16 protein-coding genes are annotated in these 15863 nt (G+C 60.1%); 5 read left to right on the top strand and 11 right to left on the bottom strand.

All coding sequences use genetic code 11. From position 1 onward, the window contains the following. Positions 1 to 9 precede the first annotated feature (9 nt). Both infC and thrS read right to left on the bottom strand, forming a co-directional pair. The gene (infC, locus tag B2Y33_RS09115; protein WP_173645890.1) at positions 10 to 561 is read right to left on the bottom strand and encodes a translation initiation factor IF-3; all 552 of its coding nucleotides are present in this window, start codon (positions 559 to 561) and stop codon (positions 10 to 12) included. Then, positions 561 to 2483, bottom strand: coding sequence for a threonine--tRNA ligase (thrS, locus tag B2Y33_RS09110; RefSeq protein WP_206405385.1), 1923 nt, complete (start codon positions 2481 to 2483; stop codon positions 561 to 563). The genes infC and thrS overlap by 1 nt, the downstream gene beginning before the upstream one ends. Before the next feature lie 336 nt (positions 2484 to 2819). Here thrS and B2Y33_RS09105 point away from each other — a divergent pair, with 336 nt between their 5' ends. After that, positions 2820 to 3125: a hypothetical protein gene (locus B2Y33_RS09105; RefSeq protein WP_027916078.1), complete on the top strand. Its 306-nt coding sequence runs from the start codon at positions 2820 to 2822 to the stop codon at positions 3123 to 3125. Positions 3126 to 3287: 162 nt separating this feature from the next. Further along, positions 3288 to 3500, top strand: coding sequence for a cold-shock protein (locus tag B2Y33_RS09100; protein ID WP_027916079.1), 213 nt, complete (start codon positions 3288 to 3290; stop codon positions 3498 to 3500). A gap of 105 nt (positions 3501 to 3605) precedes the next feature. Here the strand turns inward: B2Y33_RS09100 and B2Y33_RS09095 are convergent, their stop codons facing one another. Beyond that, positions 3606 to 3926: an I78 family peptidase inhibitor gene (locus B2Y33_RS09095; RefSeq protein WP_027916080.1), complete on the bottom strand. Its 321-nt coding sequence runs from the start codon at positions 3924 to 3926 to the stop codon at positions 3606 to 3608. 258 nt (positions 3927 to 4184) lie between these two features. Between B2Y33_RS09095 and B2Y33_RS09090 the strand changes: the two genes are divergently transcribed. Next, on the top strand, positions 4185 to 4397 hold the full coding sequence (locus B2Y33_RS09090; protein WP_027916081.1) for a hypothetical protein: 213 nt from the start codon (positions 4185 to 4187) through the stop codon (positions 4395 to 4397). Here B2Y33_RS09090 and B2Y33_RS09085 read toward each other — a convergent pair. From B2Y33_RS09085 to B2Y33_RS09055, 7 genes are read right to left on the bottom strand one after another with little or no spacing between them, the layout of a single operon-like run. Continuing rightward, positions 4369 to 5370, bottom strand: a complete 1002-nt coding sequence (locus B2Y33_RS09085) for a nucleoside hydrolase (RefSeq protein ID WP_027916082.1) — start codon at positions 5368 to 5370, stop codon at positions 4369 to 4371. The two genes, B2Y33_RS09090 and B2Y33_RS09085, sit on opposite strands and share 29 nt — an antisense overlap. Positions 5371 to 5419: 49 nt before the next feature. Next, complete coding sequence (gene rbsD / locus B2Y33_RS09080) at positions 5420 to 5818, bottom strand: D-ribose pyranase (RefSeq protein WP_027916083.1); 399 nt, start codon at positions 5816 to 5818, stop codon at positions 5420 to 5422. Continuing rightward, the gene (gene rbsK, locus B2Y33_RS09075) at positions 5815 to 6723 is read right to left on the bottom strand and encodes a ribokinase (protein WP_027916084.1); all 909 of its coding nucleotides are present in this window, start codon (positions 6721 to 6723) and stop codon (positions 5815 to 5817) included. The genes rbsD and rbsK overlap by 4 nt, the downstream gene beginning before the upstream one ends. 9 nt (positions 6724 to 6732) lie before the next feature. Continuing rightward, on the bottom strand, positions 6733 to 7755 hold the full coding sequence (locus B2Y33_RS09070; RefSeq protein WP_027916085.1) for a LacI family DNA-binding transcriptional regulator: 1023 nt from the start codon (positions 7753 to 7755) through the stop codon (positions 6733 to 6735). A 3-nt stretch (positions 7756 to 7758) separates the two neighbouring features. Next, on the bottom strand, positions 7759 to 8754 hold the full coding sequence (locus tag B2Y33_RS09065) for an ABC transporter permease (protein WP_027916086.1): 996 nt from the start codon (positions 8752 to 8754) through the stop codon (positions 7759 to 7761). Beyond that, complete coding sequence (locus tag B2Y33_RS09060) at positions 8751 to 10304, bottom strand: sugar ABC transporter ATP-binding protein (protein WP_027916087.1); 1554 nt, start codon at positions 10302 to 10304, stop codon at positions 8751 to 8753. The genes B2Y33_RS09065 and B2Y33_RS09060 overlap by 4 nt, the downstream gene beginning before the upstream one ends. A gap of 20 nt (positions 10305 to 10324) precedes the next feature. Continuing rightward, a complete protein-coding gene (locus B2Y33_RS09055) occupies positions 10325 to 11284 on the bottom strand; it encodes a sugar ABC transporter substrate-binding protein (protein WP_206405386.1) in 960 nt (319 codons plus the stop codon). A 375-nt stretch (positions 11285 to 11659) separates the two neighbouring features. Between B2Y33_RS09055 and B2Y33_RS09050 the strand changes: the two genes are divergently transcribed. Both B2Y33_RS09050 and B2Y33_RS09045 read left to right on the top strand, forming a co-directional pair. Further along, complete coding sequence (locus tag B2Y33_RS09050; protein WP_206405387.1) at positions 11660 to 12748, top strand: asparaginase; 1089 nt, start codon at positions 11660 to 11662, stop codon at positions 12746 to 12748. 458 nt (positions 12749 to 13206) lie between these two features. Further along, entirely contained in the window at positions 13207 to 13710 is a 504-nt protein-coding gene (locus B2Y33_RS09045) for a hypothetical protein (RefSeq protein WP_088523184.1), read from the top strand. A gap of 85 nt (positions 13711 to 13795) precedes the next feature. Here B2Y33_RS09045 and B2Y33_RS09040 read toward each other — a convergent pair whose 3' ends face one another. Further along, a complete protein-coding gene (locus B2Y33_RS09040) occupies positions 13796 to 15793 on the bottom strand; it encodes a TonB-dependent receptor family protein (protein ID WP_231977277.1) in 1998 nt (665 codons plus the stop codon). Positions 15794 to 15863 lie beyond the last annotated feature (70 nt).

Genomic DNA, 15863 nt, shown 5'->3' with positions numbered 1-15863 from the left:
CCCGGGAGATTACTTCTTCTTTTTGGGGGCGATGACCATCATAAGCTGGCGTCCTTCCATCTTAGGATGCTGCTCGACGGAACCGTATTCGATCAGGTCAGCTTCAACCCGCTTCAACAGCTCCATGCCCAGCTCCTGGTGGGCCATCTCACGACCACGGAATCTCAGAGAGATCTTGGCCTTGTCCCCTTCGGTAAGGAAACGTACCAGGTTGCGTAGTTTTACCTGGTAATCCCCTTCTTCCGTCCCTGGACGAAACTTGATTTCTTTAATCTGGATCTGTTTCTGGTTTTTCTTGGCTTCGTTGGCCTGCTTCTTCTTCTCGAAGAGGTGCTTGCCGTAGTCCATCACCTTGCAGACGGGCGGAAGCGCGTCTGCAGAGATTTCCACCAGATCCAGCTTCGCTTCTTCAGCGATACGAAGCGCTTCATCAATCGAGACGATGCCAACCTGCTCGCCGTCTGCGCCAATTAACCGAACCTCGCGGGCCGAGATATTCTCGTTGATCGGGGCCTTCGGTACAGCACGTTTATCATTTCTCATTTCACGCTTAATAGTCATTACTCCGTTGTTTGGCGACCACGCCGGGAAACCGCTTGCGTCAGGAGCTCAGCGAACTGGGCGACGGGCATGGAGCCCAGGTCAGCGCCTTCGCGAGTACGCACTGCTACGGTCTGCGTTTCGACTTCGCGGTCCCCTATAACCAAAAGGTACGGGACCTTGAGCAAAGTATGCTCACGGATTTTAAAGCCGATCTTCTCATTTCTCAAGTCCGACTTGGCACGGAAACCGCTACCGTTCAGAGTTTTCTCAACTTCAAGGGCAAAATCGGCCTGTTTGTCGGTGATATTCATGATCACCGCCTGCGTCGGCGCCAGCCAGGCAGGGAACACGCCGGCGTAGTGCTCGATCAGCATGCCGATGAAGCGCTCGAACGAACCCAGAATGGCGCGGTGCAGCATGACCGGGCGCACGCGGCTGTTGTCTTCGGCGATGTAGCTGGCGTCCAGACGCTCCGGCAGGTTCGGGTCGTACTGCAGGGTGCCGCACTGCCAGTTACGGCCGAGGCAGTCACGCAGGGTGAACTCGATCTTCGGCCCATAGAAGGCGCCCTCGCCCGGCTGGTATTCCCACTCCAGGCCAGATTCGTTCAGGGCATCGGCCAACGCGCCCTCGGCACGGTCCCACAGCTCTTCGGAGCCAACACGCTTGGCCGGACGGGTGGACAACTTCATGGCGATGTCGCTGAAGCCGAAGTCCTTGTACACATCCAGGGTCAGCTTGATGAAGTCGGCCGCTTCTTTCTTCACCTGCTCTTCGGTGCAGAAGATGTGGGCATCGTCCTGTACGAAGCCGCGCACACGCATGATGCCGTGCAGGGCGCCAGATGGCTCGTTGCGGTGGCACGCACCAAACTCGGCCAGGCGCAGCGGCAGGTCGCGGTAGCTCTTGAGCCCTTGGTTGAAGACCTGCACGTGGCAGGGGCAGTTCATTGGCTTGACTGCGTAGTCACGGCTCTCCGACGACGTGGTGAACATGTTCTCGGCGTAGTTGGACCAGTGGCCCGAACGCTCCCACAGGATGCGGTCGACCACTTGCGGGGTCTTGATTTCCTGATAACCGTTCTCGCGCTGGACATTACGCATGTACTGCTCGAGCACTTGGTAGACAGTCCAGCCGTTAGCGTGCCAGAACACCATGCCCGGTGCTTCTTCCTGCAAATGGAACAGGTCGAGCTGCTTGCCGATCTTGCGATGGTCGCGCTTCTCGGCTTCTTCGATGCGCTGGATGTAGGCCGCCAGCTGCTTCTTGTCCGCCCAGGCAGTGCCGTATACGCGCTGCAACTGTTCGTTCTTGGCATCGCCACGCCAGTAGGCGCCGGACAGCTTGGTCAGCTTGAATGCCTTGAGGAAACGGGTGTTGGGCACGTGCGGGCCGCGGCACATGTCCACGTATTCTTCGTGATAGTACAGGCCCATGGCCTGCTCGTTCGGCATGTCCTCGACCAGGCGCAGCTTGTAGTCTTCGCCACGGGCGGTGAACACGTCGATGACTTCAGCGCGCGGAGTCATCTTCTTGATGACGTCGTAGTCCGTGTCGATCAACTGCTGCATGCGCCTCTCGATGGCCGCCAGGTCATCCGGCGTGAAGGGCCGCTCGTAAGCGATATCGTAATAGAAGCCTTCGTCGATCACAGGGCCGATCACCATCTTGGCGGTCGGATACAGCTGCTTCACCGCGTGGCCAACCAGGTGGGCGCACGAGTGACGAATGATCTCCAGTCCCTCTTCATCTTTGGGGGTGATGATCTGCAGCGTAGCGTCGTTCTGAATCAGGTCGCACGCGTCGACCAGCTTGCCGTCTACCTTGCCGGCAACGGTGGCCTTCGCCAGACCGGCGCCGATGGATGCGGCGACCTCGGCAACGGACACGGGGTGATCGAACGAACGCTGGCTGCCATCGGGAAGAGTAATGGTGGGCATTGGCGCCTCCTCTCCTAGTGGTGACCCCTACCAAAGGTCACGTGGGTTGGGATGAGCCAGTACAAGATCCGAACCTGCCTTCCGTTTGACGGGAAGCCTGCCTCACAGTGGCAGAAGCCTTTGGGCTTGCGGGGACGAACCAGAGTGACTGGAAAGAAAATAGAACAGCAGCGGGGACGTTGTCAGCTGCAAGCCGGGCATGCTAGCACGCAGTCAGAGCCGTGCGCAGGAATATTTGGAAATTGCCGCCGGCGGTGAACTTCCGCGACAGCTTCCCTATCAGACGTGTGGAAGCAACCTGCTCTTGATGAGAACTGACCCAAGGAGTAATCGGTTATGCGAGTTCCGTCTCTTCTGGCCCTTGCGGCCGCTGGCGCCCTGCTGATGCCAATGGCCGCGAACGCTGGCAACTTCCCTGCCGGCAAGGAAAATGCCTATATGGCCCAGTGCACGCAAGTTGCCACTGGTCAGGGCGTTGATGCCGCCGCAGCGAAAAAGCACTGCGACTGTGGTGCACAAGCGATCAAGAAGAATTTCTCCGACGCTGAAATTGCCGACCTCGACAGCAAGGATGGCGTTGACGCCAAACTCATGCAAAAGGCGCAAAGCGTCGTGAAACAGGCCTGCGCACCTAAAAGCTGACGCTGTGTAGCTGCCGGTGATCCGGCAAGAAATTGCGCTGGATCACACTGGGGTGAAGGTAAAAGACGCGACAGCCGCAGAATTAGACTATGATGTACCCGTGCTCCGTAGCTTCGGCCACATTGCACCACCGAAAATACTAAATGTTCTGGAGATTCACCCATGTCCAATCGCCAACAAGGCACCGTCAAGTGGTTCAATGATGAGAAAGGCTTCGGCTTCATCACCCCAGCAGGCGGCGGCGACGACCTGTTCGTTCACTTCAAAGCCATCGAATCTGACGGCTTCAAGAGCCTGAAAGAAGGCCAAACTGTTTCCTTCGTCGCCGAGCGCGGCCAGAAGGGCATGCAGGCTGCGCAGGTTCGTCCGGAGTAATTCGGATAGCCGTAAAAAAACCCGCCCTCGTGGCGGGTTTTTTTTGACTTGGCTTTGACGGCTCACGTACAGGGCACAGGCGCCCTCGATACGCGAGTTAGATCTTTAGCCGCAGTTGACGCGTGTCACGCGCCCTTGCTCGTCGACGTTCAAGTTGAGCCGCTCTGAGCGGTATTCCAGGGTCACCACATCGTGGGGCTTGAGGATGCGCGCCATTTGCGAACCGCTCGCCTTGCGGGCCTGCTCCAGCAGCTCTGCGCTCCCCATCTTGCCCACTGCAAAATCAGCGCCGCTGGCCTGGCAGCGTCCATCATTGCCCGCAGGTGCCTCAGGCACTTGGCCGCCACTGGAGTCTCCACCAGTGCTGCAGCCCGCCAGGACAGCAGCCACCGCCAGGGTCGCCAGATAAGCACGGGTACGTAACATGAAGCCTCCTAGATCATTTGGGAACTGCCTGATCCGACAGCCTCACCTTAAATTCGTTGCAAAACTGGCCAAGTCTGCACCATCAGGGCGGCTGATGGGGGACACAATCGTGACCGAATTTTACCGCCCGGCCCACACGCCGCTTGGTTTGGCCTGCAAAGTCATGATTTACTTTAAGAAGTGAAGGCATAGTGCCTGCTACGAATGCCAGGTTTGGACGTTCGTTCTTTCATCCCGCGCCGCAAGCGAGAGCTTTTCATGAGCACCCACAGCATCGATGCCGACATCAAGGTCAAATGGGCGGAGGGGCAAAGCGCCTATAGCCCCAGCACCCCGGAGGAGTTGCTGCTGATCGCCATCGACCTCCTGGTACGCGACCGCGGCGCAGAGGCAGCGCGCGGCTTCATCGACCAGGTGGTCGAACGGTATGCGCCACGCCTTGCTACTTCAAACGCGCCAGCCGCTCGCTAAGCAGGTCGAACAGCCCCTGGGCATCCCCCTCCTCTACCCACATGACATTGGCCGGTTGCTTGAGCACCCCGTACCAGTCTGCCACTGTCTGGCCGAAGGTCGGCCCCTCGCGGGTGTCGATCGTCATGTGGATCCGCCGGCCGCTGAACTGGTGGGGTTTGAGCAGATAGGCGATGACGCTGGCGTCATGCACCGGGCCACCGGGCATTCCGTATAACGCCATGTCATGGGTGATGTAGGCATTGAGGATGTCCACCACACGCTTGCTGGCCTGTGTGTTGACGCCGGCCAGTTGCTTGAGCCGTGCGTCGCTGGTCAGCAGCTTGTGGGTAACGTCCAGGGGCAGGTAGGTCAACGGTACGCCACTTGCCAGTACCACGGCAGCCGCGTGTGGGTCGGCATACAGGTTGAACTCGGCCGCAGGCGTGATATTGCCACCGTTGAAATGAGCCCCGCCCATCACCACCACTTCCTTGATGCCCTTGGCGATCTCCGGGCGCTGGATCAAGGCCAGCGCCAGGTTGGTCTGTGGCCCAAGCATGGCCAGCGTCACGCTGTGTGGCGGGGCGGTACCTAGCGTGTCGACCAGGTACTGAACAGCGTTGCCGCTCGCCAAAGGCTGCTTGGGTTCATGTACCTCTACCCCGGTGACACCTTCTTCACCGTGCACTTCGGCCGCGTAAATGGGGGCGCGCACCAAGGGGCGACCCGCACCGGCGTACACCGGAATATCCTCACGGCCTGCCCATTCGCGGGCAAGACGGGCGTTACGGGCGGTCTTCTCCAGACGCACGTTGCCGGCAACTGTCGTGATGGCACGAATCTTAAGCTCATCAGGCGAAGCCATGGCCAGAAAGAGTGCAACCAGATCGTCAGCCCCCGGATCGGTGTCGATGATCAAGTCGATGGGTGCCGCTTGTACGGCAGACGCTGCGGCCATGAGAGCGAGTCCTTGAAGCAGGGGTTTTAGCATGACGAGGCACTCCTGTTGCCAGTGGATAACGAGTAGGAAACCGTCAGTGTCAGAACGTTACGCCAGACACCAGGGCGATATTGCTGTAGGGCTGGCACTCACCCGTGCGTACCATGGCCCGCGCCTTACGCGACAGTAGCTTGAATGCTTCATGGGGCATGTATTCACGCTCGCCCAGCGTGCCCTTCAGGCGCTCGATTTCTGCAAAAGCCGGCGGCGCCACGGTTTGTATTTCTTCGGCCAACAGGTGACGCTCGACCTGCAGTTCGCTCAGCACACAACGCAGCACACTGGCGAAATCAGGCAGCCCCGGGGTGACGGCCAAGTCGATCAGCTCGACGCCGGGCGGTACGGGTAACCCGGCATCGCCGATGATCAGGATGTCGCCATGGCCCATGCTGGCAATGGTCCGGGACAGTGCAATGTTCAGCAAGGGCGTCTTCTTCATGGCAGTAGCTCCGCGAGCCTGGGAATGGAAGGTTGCGCGCCGGCGCGGGTCACCGACAGGGCAGCAGCCCGTTGCCCGAAGCGGATTGCCTCGCCCTCCTCTAGGCCCTGCACCAGCCCCGCCGCAAAGCCTCCGATGAAGGTGTCCCCTGCGGCAGTGGTGTCCAAGGCTTGCACCACGGGTGCTGGATAATGCTGGTGGCCAGCGGGCGTGACCAACAAGGCACCTTGTGCGCCGAGGGTGATGATCACCTTGCCAGCTCCCAGCGCCAGCAGGCGCGCGCCCGCCAATAAAGCGCTGGCCTGATCGTGCACAGCAACACCGGTCAGCGCCTCGGCCTCGCTTTCGTTGGGCGTCAGGTAATCGACATGGCTGAACCATTCGGCGGGCAGCGGCCCCGTTGCCGGCGCCGGATTGAGTATCACCCGCTTGCCGAGCTGACGACCCCTGGCCAACGTCCAGGCCACGGTAGCCAATGGCACTTCAAGTTGGCAGATGATCACCTGCGCCGCCTGCAGCAGGCCGTCGAAGCGCGCTACGGCGTCTGGCACCAGCAACCCGTTGCCCCCAGGCACGATCACGATGCAGTTCTGGCTGGCCGCATCCACGGTGATCATCGCCACCCCTGTGGACACGCCGGTGCAGGTGACCACGCCCTGGCAGTCAATCCCTTCTACTTCCAGGGCATTGCGCAATTGCGGGCCGTAGGCGTCGTCGCCTACGCAGCCAATCATTGCCGCGCTGGCGCCCAGCCGCGCGACCGCCACGGCCTGGTTGGCCCCCTTGCCTCCGGCGGCGGTGAAGAAGGTATCGCCGGCCAGTGTCTCGCCAGGCCGTGGCAAGCGTTGGGCGCGCGCCACCAGGTCCATGTTGAGGCTGCCGACTACCACGACCTTGGCACTCATGTTGTTTCCTTAGCGGTAATCGTTGAACAGGTCCGGGCGCGGCCCGGTGGACTCGCGCAGAACGATGCGCGGGGTGACGATGCGCTGCTGCGATGCGCTGTTGCAGGGCTGAGCGATACGCGCCAGCAGCAGTGCCGCAGCGCTCTCGCCAAGCTCGCGGATCGACTGCCCCACTGTGGTCAAAGGTGGGTAGACGTAGCGGCTCAGCTCGATGTCATCGAAGCCGATGACCGACAGCGCACCCGGCACGTCAATGTGGCGCTCGGCCGCTGCGCGCAATACGCCGAAGCCGATCATGTCGTTGCCCGCGAAGATGGCCGTCGGCCGCGCCCCTGCCAACAGCTCGGCAGCTGCAGCGTGGCCGCCGGGGCTCGTGAAGTCGCAGTGGCGCACACGCTCAGCGGCCACGGTAACGCCCGCCTCGGCCAAGGCCCGACGAAAGCCGCGCAGGCGCATCTGCGTCACCCCGGTTTCTGCTGGCCCACCGATGTAGGCAATATCCCGATGGCCAAGCTCCAATAGATGGCGCGTAGCCAGGTAGGCGCCCAGCTCGTGATCGATGCGCACCAGGTCGGCGTCGACGCCTTCGAGCTCCCGGTCCACGATGACCATGGGTGTGCGCACCCCTGCCAGGCTTTGCAACAAGTCGTCATCCTGCCCTACCGACCCGACCACCAGCCCATCGATGCGCTTTTCGAGCAGCACGCGCAGGTAGTTGCGCTGTTTTTGGGGATCGTCGTCGGAATTGCACAGGATCACGCAGTAGCCATTGCGCTCGCAGGCGTCTTCAATACCTCGGGCCAGCTCGGCGAAGTAAGGGTTGACGCTGTTGGGCACGAGCAAGCCGATGGTGGCCGTGCTGCGCGCCTTCAACGACCGCGCGACGGCGCTGGGCACGTAGTCCAGTTCCCGAATGGCGGCCTCGACTTTGAGCCGGACAGGCTCGCTCACCGGTCGCGTTTTATTCAACACATGGGACACTGTGGTGTAAGAAATCCCCGCCAGCGCCGCGACGTCTTTGATGGTTGCCATGGTTCAGTTCCGCCGGGCTGCGCGCCGGCTGCGATAAGTATCGAGCACCACGGCAATAACGATCACAGCCCCGGTAATGATGCGCTTGGTCGGCTCACTGGCCCCGATCTGCGCAAGGCCTGCCGCCAGCACCGAAATGATGAGCACACCAAAAAAGGTGCTGATGACTGAGCCACGCCCACCCATCAGGCTGGTACCGCCGATCACGACAGCGGCAATCACCTGCAACTCCAGGCCAGAGCCCGCGTTGGGGTCGGCTGCCTCCAGGCGCGACACCTGAAACAACGCAGCCAGGCCAGCCAGCAGCCCCATCAGGGCGAAGACCAGCACCTTGTAGGGACGCGGATCGATACCGGCCAGGCGCACAGCCTCTTCGTTGGTGCCGATCCCGATCAGGTAGCGCCCGAATACGGTACGGGTGAGTACCAGGTGAGCGATCACGATCACCAGCAAGGCGATGATGAACGCGGGCGATATCCCGAAGGCTATCGGGTTGGAAAACCAGGCATAGGCATCACCAATGTAGGCCGTGCGCGAATCGGTGAACTGGTAGGCCAGGCCGCGAGCCATTTCCAGCACCCCCAGCGAAACGATGAACGAAGGGATACGCCAGGCCACGGTGACGACGCCGGTAACGCTGCCAGCCAATGCGGCTACCGCCATGCCCAGCAGTGCAGCCGGCACGATGCTCCAGCCCCAGCCAAGGATCGCCACGCTTACAGTCGATGCGGCCAGGGCCAGCACCGAACCGACCGACAAATCGATGCCGCCGATGATCAGCACGAATGTCATACCCACGGCCAATACCATCAGATCAGGTATCTGGTTGGCCAGGGTACTGAAGGTACTGTATGACCAGAAATGGCTGCTCAGCATCGAGAACAGCACGATCATCGCCAGCAAAGCGCCGGCCAGGCCCAGGTAAGTACCAAGGCCCAGGTAGGTGCCGCTGCGGCGTGCCGGGGCAGCGCTTTGGTTTTCGAGCGGTGTGGTTTTCATGCGTCCATCCTGGGGGCTGCAGGGTGCAGCAGTGCGTCACGTTTCTGATAGCCGGCGAAGGCTGCCGCCAGCAACTGGTCCTGGGTCCAGTGGTCACGTTCGAAGGTGTCGATCAAGCGACCGGCAGACAGGACCGCGATGCGGTCGCAGATCAGCATCAACTCGCGCAGGTCGCTGGAGACCACGACCAAAGCCTTGCCCTGCCGCGCGAGTTCGGCGAGCAACCCGTAGATATCGAACTTGGCACCGACGTCGATGCCGCGCGTGGGCTCGTCGAACAGCAAGACCTGGCAATCGCGCTCAAGCCAGCGGCCGATTACCACCTTCTGCTGATTACCACCCGACAGCTCGCCAACCACCTGATCGGCGCCGGCACTGCGAATGCGCATGGCCTGTATTTGCCGCTCGGCCAGTTCGCGTTCGGCTCCGCGGTCCAGGACACCGGCCCGCGACACCGCACCCAGGTTGCCCAGGGCGATGTTGGCGCTGATCGACTGGCTCAACAACAGGCCTTCGCCTTTGCGATCTTCAGTGATCAGGGCAATACCCGCGCTGACGGCGGACTTCGGCGAATCGATGGTGACAGGCAGCGGCGGCTGGCCAAGGGCGATGCTACCGCTGTCAGCGCGGTCGGCGCCGTAGATCAACCGCAGAAGCTCGGTACGACCCGCGCCGATCAGCCCGGAGATACCGAAGATTTCCCCTGCACGGACTTCGAAGGACACCTCACGCACCTTCTCACCCCGGCTGAGCTTGTCCACCCTGAGCAATGGACCACCGATGGAGCGGCGGCCCAGGTCGATGTGTTCTCCCAGCTCACGCCCAACCATCAGGTTGACCAACTCGGCGCTGCTGTAGCGCTGGATCGGCTCGTCGCATACCAGCCTGCCGTCGCGCAGCACGACGATGCGTTGCGCGACGCGCTGCAGTTCTTCGAGCCGGTGGGAGATATAGACGATGGCCACCCCCCGGGCGCGCAAGCGCTCGATCTGGGTGAACAGCAACTCGACCTCGCGGGCGGTCAACATGGCGGTGGGCTCATCGAAGATCAGCACGTGGCAGTCTCCGATCAGGTTGCGGGCAATCTCGACCATTTGCTGGTGACCGATGCCCAATTCTCCGACCGGTGTATCGGGGTCAATCGCCTCGAGCCCGACCTGGGCCATGGCATCGACAGCCATCTGGCGTAAGCGCTTCTGGCTGATCCAACCGAAGCGGCTGGGTAGGTTGTCCAGAAACAGGTTTTCTGCGACGGTCAGGGTGGGTAACAGGTTCAGTTCCTGCATCACCATGCGCACGCCGAGGCGCTCGGCCTCGCTGCGACTGACCGGCGCATATGCCTGCCCACGGTACAGCATGTGCCCGGCAGTGAGGGTTTCCAGGCCGCTGAACAACTTGGACAAGGTGCTCTTGCCGGCGCCGTTCTCGCCGGTCAAGGCCAGTACCTCACCAGCACGCAGCTCCAGGCTCACCTCGCCCAGCACTGGCTGGGCGTACGTCTTGCCGAGGCCGCGGGCAGTCAGGACCACGTCATGGACCGATGCGGACATCGCCGTGTCTCCTGGCAGCATCAAGGCTTCTTCGTGATCAGTTCGACCGGGGTCTGGATGACGTTATCGGCATCCACATCGGGCTTCTCGCCCTTGACCATTTTCAGCGCGGCCTGGATACCGAACACAGCCTGCTGGCTAGCTGCCTGGTCAAGCGTTGCCAGTACGCGGCCATCGGCAATCATGGGCTTGATGGCATTGATGTTGTCGTAACCGACAACCTGCACCTGGCCAGCCTTGCCAGCGGCCCGTACCGCCGAGACTGCACCCAAGGCCATGCTATCGTTGCCCGCCAGCAATGCCTTGAGCTCAGGGTATTCGTTGAGCATGGACGCAGCGACGGCATTACCCTTGTCGATTTCCCAGTTGCCGCTCTGTGTAGAGACGATCTTGATTTGCGCAGCGTCCATCGCATCCTTGAAGCCTGCGGTACGCTGCTGGGCATTGGTCGTGGTCGGCACGCCTTCGATGATGCCCACCTGATCGCCCGCCTTGAGTTTTTCCTTGGCCAGGTACTCGCCCACCAGGCGTGCGCCCTTGCGGTTGTCAGGGCCTACGAACGGTACGCTGATGCCTTTGCTCTTGAGCAGTTCAGAGTCAAGGCGGTTGTCGATGTTGATCACCACCACCCCCTGGTCCATCGCCTTTTTCACAGCTGAGACCAATGCCTTGGAGTCGGCCGGCGCGATCACCAGCGCCTTGGCACCGGCGTTGACCATCTGCTCGACGATGCGGATCTGCTCGCCCGTGTCGGTCTCATTCTTGATGCCGTTGGCAACCAGGTCGAATTCGTCTGCATGGGTTTTCTGGTAGGCCTTGGCGCCGTCTTCCATGGTGCGGAAAAACTCATTGGCCAATGACTTCATGACCAGCGTGACCTTGGGTTTGTCTTCGGCATGAGCAGCAGACAGTGGCAGGGCCATGGTCAAAGAAGAAAGAACAGCGGCGGCCAACAAGCGGCCTGGGAAAGGCAGTTTCATGGGCGATGACTCCGAATCTTGTTTTTTTATCGGAAAGCAAACGTTTGCGCTGGGTAACTATGCGAACGCGGTAGGCGTTTGTCAAATACGTTTAGCTGAAGCCAGCGCAAGATTATCCGTAAATTTCCGGATAACCGAACACGTTTCCCTACAATTAATCGGGTTTTCGAATGAAATACTTCCGGCCCTGATTACGCAAGTCATTCGATGCCCCGGCCAAAACATCATCCTCAACAGCGCCCGCTGCGGGGTTGAACCTGTCCGAGCGCGGTGTCACGAGCTGTTACAGAGGCCCCCGGGGACCTGGTACGGAACATGCCTTACCGACTGCGCGACGTACTAAAACCATCTCATTAGGAAGAGAGCACAAAAACGATGAATGCCGCACTTAAATCCTTTGCCCCCTGCGCACTCGCCCTGCTGCTGATCCTGCCAACCACGGTTTCGGCCGAAGAAGCCAAAACCCAGCAGAAGCTCGCCAACGTGGTCATCCTGGCAACCGGCGGCACGATAGCCGGTGCCGGTGCCAGCGCCGCCAATAGCGCCACTTACCAGGCCGCCAAGTTGGGCGTCGACAAATTGATCGCCGGCGTACCGGAACTGGCAGACCTGGCCAACGTGCGTGGCGAGCAGGTCATGCAGATTGCCTCCGAGAGCATCTCCAACGACGATCTGCTCAAGCTGGGCAAGCGGGTGGCTGAGCTGGCCGACAGCAAAGACGTGGATGGCATCGTCATCACCCACGGTACCGATACGCTGGAAGAAACCGCCTACTTCCTGAACCTGGTCGAAAAAACCGACAAGCCTATCGTGGTCGTCGGCTCCATGCGCCCCGGCACCGCCATGTCGGCAGACGGCATGCTCAACCTGTACAACGCCGTCGCCGTCGCCAGCGATAAGCAGTCGCGCGGCAAGGGCGTGCTGGTGACGCTCAATGATGAAATCCAGTCGGGCCGTGACGTCAGCAAGTCCGTGAACATCAAGACCGAAGCCTTCAAGAGCGCCTGGGGCCCGATGGGCATGGTCGTGGAAGGCAAGTCCTACTGGTTCCGCCTGCCAGCCAAGCGCCACACCCTGGACTCGGAATTCGACATCAAGCAGATCAGCAGCCTGCCTCAGGTGGACATTGCATACGGCTACGGGAACGTGACCGATACGGCCTACAAGGCATTGGCACAGAACGGCGCCAAGGCGCTGATCCACGCAGGCACCGGCAACGGTTCGGTATCTTCGCGCGTAGTGCCCGCACTGCAGGAGTTGCGCAAGAATGGCGTGCAGATCATTCGCTCTTCCCACGTCAACCAGGGTGGCTTCGTGCTACGCAACGCCGAGCAGCCTGACGACAAGAACGATTGGGTAGTGGCCCACGACCTGAACCCACAGAAAGCCCGCATCCTGGCCATGGTCGCCATGACCAAGACCCAGGACAGCAAAGAACTGCAGCGGATTTTCTGGGAATATTGATCAACCCTGTAGTAACCGGTGCCATCTGTGGCACCGGTACTTGGGAGCTAGGTAAACTTGGCGCTTACAGCTACATGGCTGAAATATAATGCTCAGGCATCACATTTTGCCGGCAATAAACCAATGGATACCCGAGCGCATTCCTCATTCCGAAAGCGCACTCCTAGCACGCCGTACACTTTCACAGTTAACACCCTTCACGTTCAGCGCACACCCGTTAATTCGAAAACTGTCAGCGCGTACTGACAGCGCCATTTCGCAACGCGCAAAACCTCACGCAAAGCCGAAAAACCAATACCCTAGTAGAACGCCCTCCTGGCTTGACGAAGCCTCATTGCCGAATGCTTTAGATCGCCTAGCCAAATGCATGTTTCGATAGTATTGAAGCACCCGTTCGAATAAGCGTACCTGCAAGCGCTCGTGCTACGCTACCGTCCCAATCGCCAAGGACCACCGTAATGAATTCGAAAACAGCCTCTGCAGCCCTAATCCTCCTCATTGGGTCCATTGTCTCCCCCGCGTGGGCCAGTACAGCACAGGCCATCAACTCGGTGAAACAGGGAAAAGCGGTATGGGAGTTCTATGAGTCAGCGGTCGCTGACCCAGCCCAGATAACCTTGCTGTCAATTGACATTGAGGCCACTTTCCAAGATGACCCCAATAACTACAAAGACCTCAATAATACATTTGCAGAGAATATGGGCTGGTTCAAAAAGGGCACAAGAGGGTCAGACCTGCTTGTGCTGCGCTCAGAACCGTCGTCCCATTCAGAACATGGTCGCTATTCAATCACTTTCAAGGATCTTAGTGCTAAAGAATGTCGGTTCCTGGCGAGCTATCCATCATTCAAGGATCGGTTTGATCATCTGGAAGTGAATCAAACTAAAACCGCGGCTGCTTCGTCATGCAAATCCAAGCTGTTCGGGTCTGATGACAACGCAATCAAATTCGTAAGCCGTTAGTCAAAACTCAAGCCTCCATGCTCAGCCCAAGTGTCGATGCGCGACGCTTGAGCTATGGGTACACGGTGTGCTCGCTTCAACCTCACTACTTGAACTGATATTCCAAGCCAGCACCGGCGTACCACGAACGCCCTGGGGCTGCCTCGTAGTAGCGTTTATTGCTGTCACCGACAATCACCGAACCCACGTATTGACGGTCGAACACGTTGTCCAGACGCACCAGTTGATGGAAAGTCCAGGGGCCGACCTGCTGCTCGAAGCGCGTGCGCCAGTTGAACACAGCATAGGCAGGCGCAGCTTTCTGCTGGTTGCTGTCCTCGACGAATACCTTGCTACGGTACTGCCCCTCGAACCCCATGCTGACCGAAGCGGTCGGTTTCCACACCACTTCTGCATACAGATTGTCTCGCGGCACGCCCGGCAAGCGATTGCCACTGTCGATGACTTGTCCGCCTTGCTTGAAGTCATCGGCGTAGCGAGCGTCGGTATGGGTGAACACCCAGGTGGTCTGCCAGTGCTCGGCAAAGTCGCTCTGCATGCTGGCTTCAAAACCACGGCGCACGGTCTGCCCGGCGTTGTGATAGCTGGTGCGGCCGTTAGTGGAATTATCGACCACGATTTCGTTATCCGTGCGGATCTCGAACAGGGCAGCATTCAGCCGCGTGGTCGCGCCCAGGCGATATTTCACCCCTAGTTCATATTGCTTGCTGGTTGCTGGGTCCAGCCCGAAGTTGAAACTTTCCTGCAAGCCTGGCGCATAGGCCATTTCAGCCTGTGTAGGCGTTTCGAAGCCCTTTCCTACGCTGGCATAGCCACGCAGATCAGGCGTGAAGGCGTACATCACCGACAGCGTCGGGTTGGCCTGCTGATAGCGCTTGACACCGCTGGCGTCACCGTTTTCCAGGTAGTGGTCATCGACCTTCATCTTCATGGTGCTGTAGCGCACGCCCAGCTCGCTGGTCCAGTTGCCGATTTCCCAGTGCGCCTGCACATAGGGGTCCAGGCTGGTCGCGATGTCTTTCTCGTCGCGCTTGAGCTCGCCCTTGACCCCCAGTTGGTCGCCCCGGAAGTTCTGGAAGCCCCGACGGTCATCCGTGCTCTGGTCGTAGTCGGCACCCACGGTGAGCGTGAAATGGCCGGGAACGGCCGGTACCGGCTGAATCCAGCGCAGCGTACCGCCGTGAAACTCGCGGTCAAAATCCACCACACCACCACCGCGCTGGCTGTTGGAGGCGATTTGCCGAGGAATCGACAGGTACTGCACCACGCTCCGACGCCCTGCGTAGAGATTGAACTGAAGGGTAGCGTCGCCAACGTAGCGCTCGTAGTTCATGCCCACCTGCTGGTGATCGATGCTCTTGCGCGTGTTGTAGTCCCTTGCGCCATCGGCGACCGAACGTGGGTCGTGCTTGTAGCTGGACCAAAGCTGACCCAGCGGGTCTTGCGTGTTGTTCTGTTCCAGGCTGCTGTAGGTCAGCGCCAGGCGTGAATCGGTATCTGGCCTGATGTGTACCTTGGCGAACGTCTGGTCGCGCTTGGCCGCGCTATGGTCGCGATACCCATTGGTGTCCATGCGCGAAGCGTCCAGCACGAAACCCCCGATCTCGTTGCCCCCCCGTGCCGACAGGTGATGCTTGCTGAAGCCATCGCTGCCAAAGGTGGTTTCGGCACCCAGGCGAGCCGGCCCCACCCCGTCACGGCTGAACATCTGGATGACACCGCCAGCGTTGCTGCCATAAAGCGTAGCGGCCGGGCCGCGCAGCACCTCGATACGGTCGGCCACATCCAGGTTCAGCGTGGCTGCCTGGCCCTGTCCATCCGGGGTGCTGGCTGGGATACCATCGCTGAGCAGCTTGATACCGCGCACGCCAAATGCAGAGCGAGCACCAAACCCGCGGGATGATATCTGCAGGTCCTGGGCATAGTTCTGGCGATTCTGCACCACTAGGCCAGGGACCTTCGTCAGCACCTCTGACAAGTTGACGCCAAGTTGTCCATCGGTGCCATTGGACAGGTCGACCGTGTCCACCGAGAACGGCAGATCGAAGCTGCTGGTAGGCGCGTAGGCACCCGTGACAACCATCGGATCGATAACGATCGCGGTTGCCGGGTCGGCCCAAGCTTGATTATGAGAAGTGACACCACCGACAAAC

The sequence above is a fragment of the Pseudomonas sp. UBA5666 genome, from assembly GCF_002420785.1.
GTDB lineage: Bacteria > Pseudomonadota > Gammaproteobacteria > Pseudomonadales > Pseudomonadaceae > Aquipseudomonas > Aquipseudomonas fulva.
Note: the sequence above shows the minus strand (reverse complement) of the source record. Positions and strands in the feature narration are given on the sequence as shown.

Excerpts from the sequence above, each read along its gene's own strand:
- infC (WP_173645890.1), bottom strand. The coding sequence starts at position 561 with ATGACTATTAAGCGTGAAATGAGAAATGATAAACGTGCTGTACCGAAG.
- thrS (WP_206405385.1), bottom strand. The coding sequence starts at position 2,483 with ATGCCCACCATTACTCTTCCCGATGGCAGCCAGCGTTCGTTCGATCAC.
- B2Y33_RS09105 (WP_027916078.1), top strand. The coding sequence starts at position 2,820 with ATGCGAGTTCCGTCTCTTCTGGCCCTTGCGGCCGCTGGCGCCCTGCTG.
- B2Y33_RS09100 (WP_027916079.1), top strand. The coding sequence starts at position 3,288 with ATGTCCAATCGCCAACAAGGCACCGTCAAGTGGTTCAATGATGAGAAA.
- B2Y33_RS09095 (WP_027916080.1), bottom strand. The coding sequence starts at position 3,926 with ATGTTACGTACCCGTGCTTATCTGGCGACCCTGGCGGTGGCTGCTGTC.
- B2Y33_RS09090 (WP_027916081.1), top strand. The coding sequence starts at position 4,185 with ATGAGCACCCACAGCATCGATGCCGACATCAAGGTCAAATGGGCGGAG.
- B2Y33_RS09085 (WP_027916082.1), bottom strand. The coding sequence starts at position 5,370 with ATGCTAAAACCCCTGCTTCAAGGACTCGCTCTCATGGCCGCAGCGTCT.
- rbsD (WP_027916083.1), bottom strand. The coding sequence starts at position 5,818 with ATGAAGAAGACGCCCTTGCTGAACATTGCACTGTCCCGGACCATTGCC.
- rbsK (WP_027916084.1), bottom strand. The coding sequence starts at position 6,723 with ATGAGTGCCAAGGTCGTGGTAGTCGGCAGCCTCAACATGGACCTGGTG.
- B2Y33_RS09070 (WP_027916085.1), bottom strand. The coding sequence starts at position 7,755 with ATGGCAACCATCAAAGACGTCGCGGCGCTGGCGGGGATTTCTTACACC.
- B2Y33_RS09065 (WP_027916086.1), bottom strand. The coding sequence starts at position 8,754 with ATGAAAACCACACCGCTCGAAAACCAAAGCGCTGCCCCGGCACGCCGC.
- B2Y33_RS09060 (WP_027916087.1), bottom strand. The coding sequence starts at position 10,304 with ATGTCCGCATCGGTCCATGACGTGGTCCTGACTGCCCGCGGCCTCGGC.
- B2Y33_RS09055 (WP_206405386.1), bottom strand. The coding sequence starts at position 11,284 with ATGAAACTGCCTTTCCCAGGCCGCTTGTTGGCCGCCGCTGTTCTTTCT.
- B2Y33_RS09050 (WP_206405387.1), top strand. The coding sequence starts at position 11,660 with ATGAATGCCGCACTTAAATCCTTTGCCCCCTGCGCACTCGCCCTGCTG.
- B2Y33_RS09045 (WP_088523184.1), top strand. The coding sequence starts at position 13,207 with ATGAATTCGAAAACAGCCTCTGCAGCCCTAATCCTCCTCATTGGGTCC.
- B2Y33_RS09040 (WP_231977277.1), bottom strand. The coding sequence starts at position 15,793 with ATGGTTGTCACGGGTGCCTACGCGCCTACCAGCAGCTTCGATCTGCCG.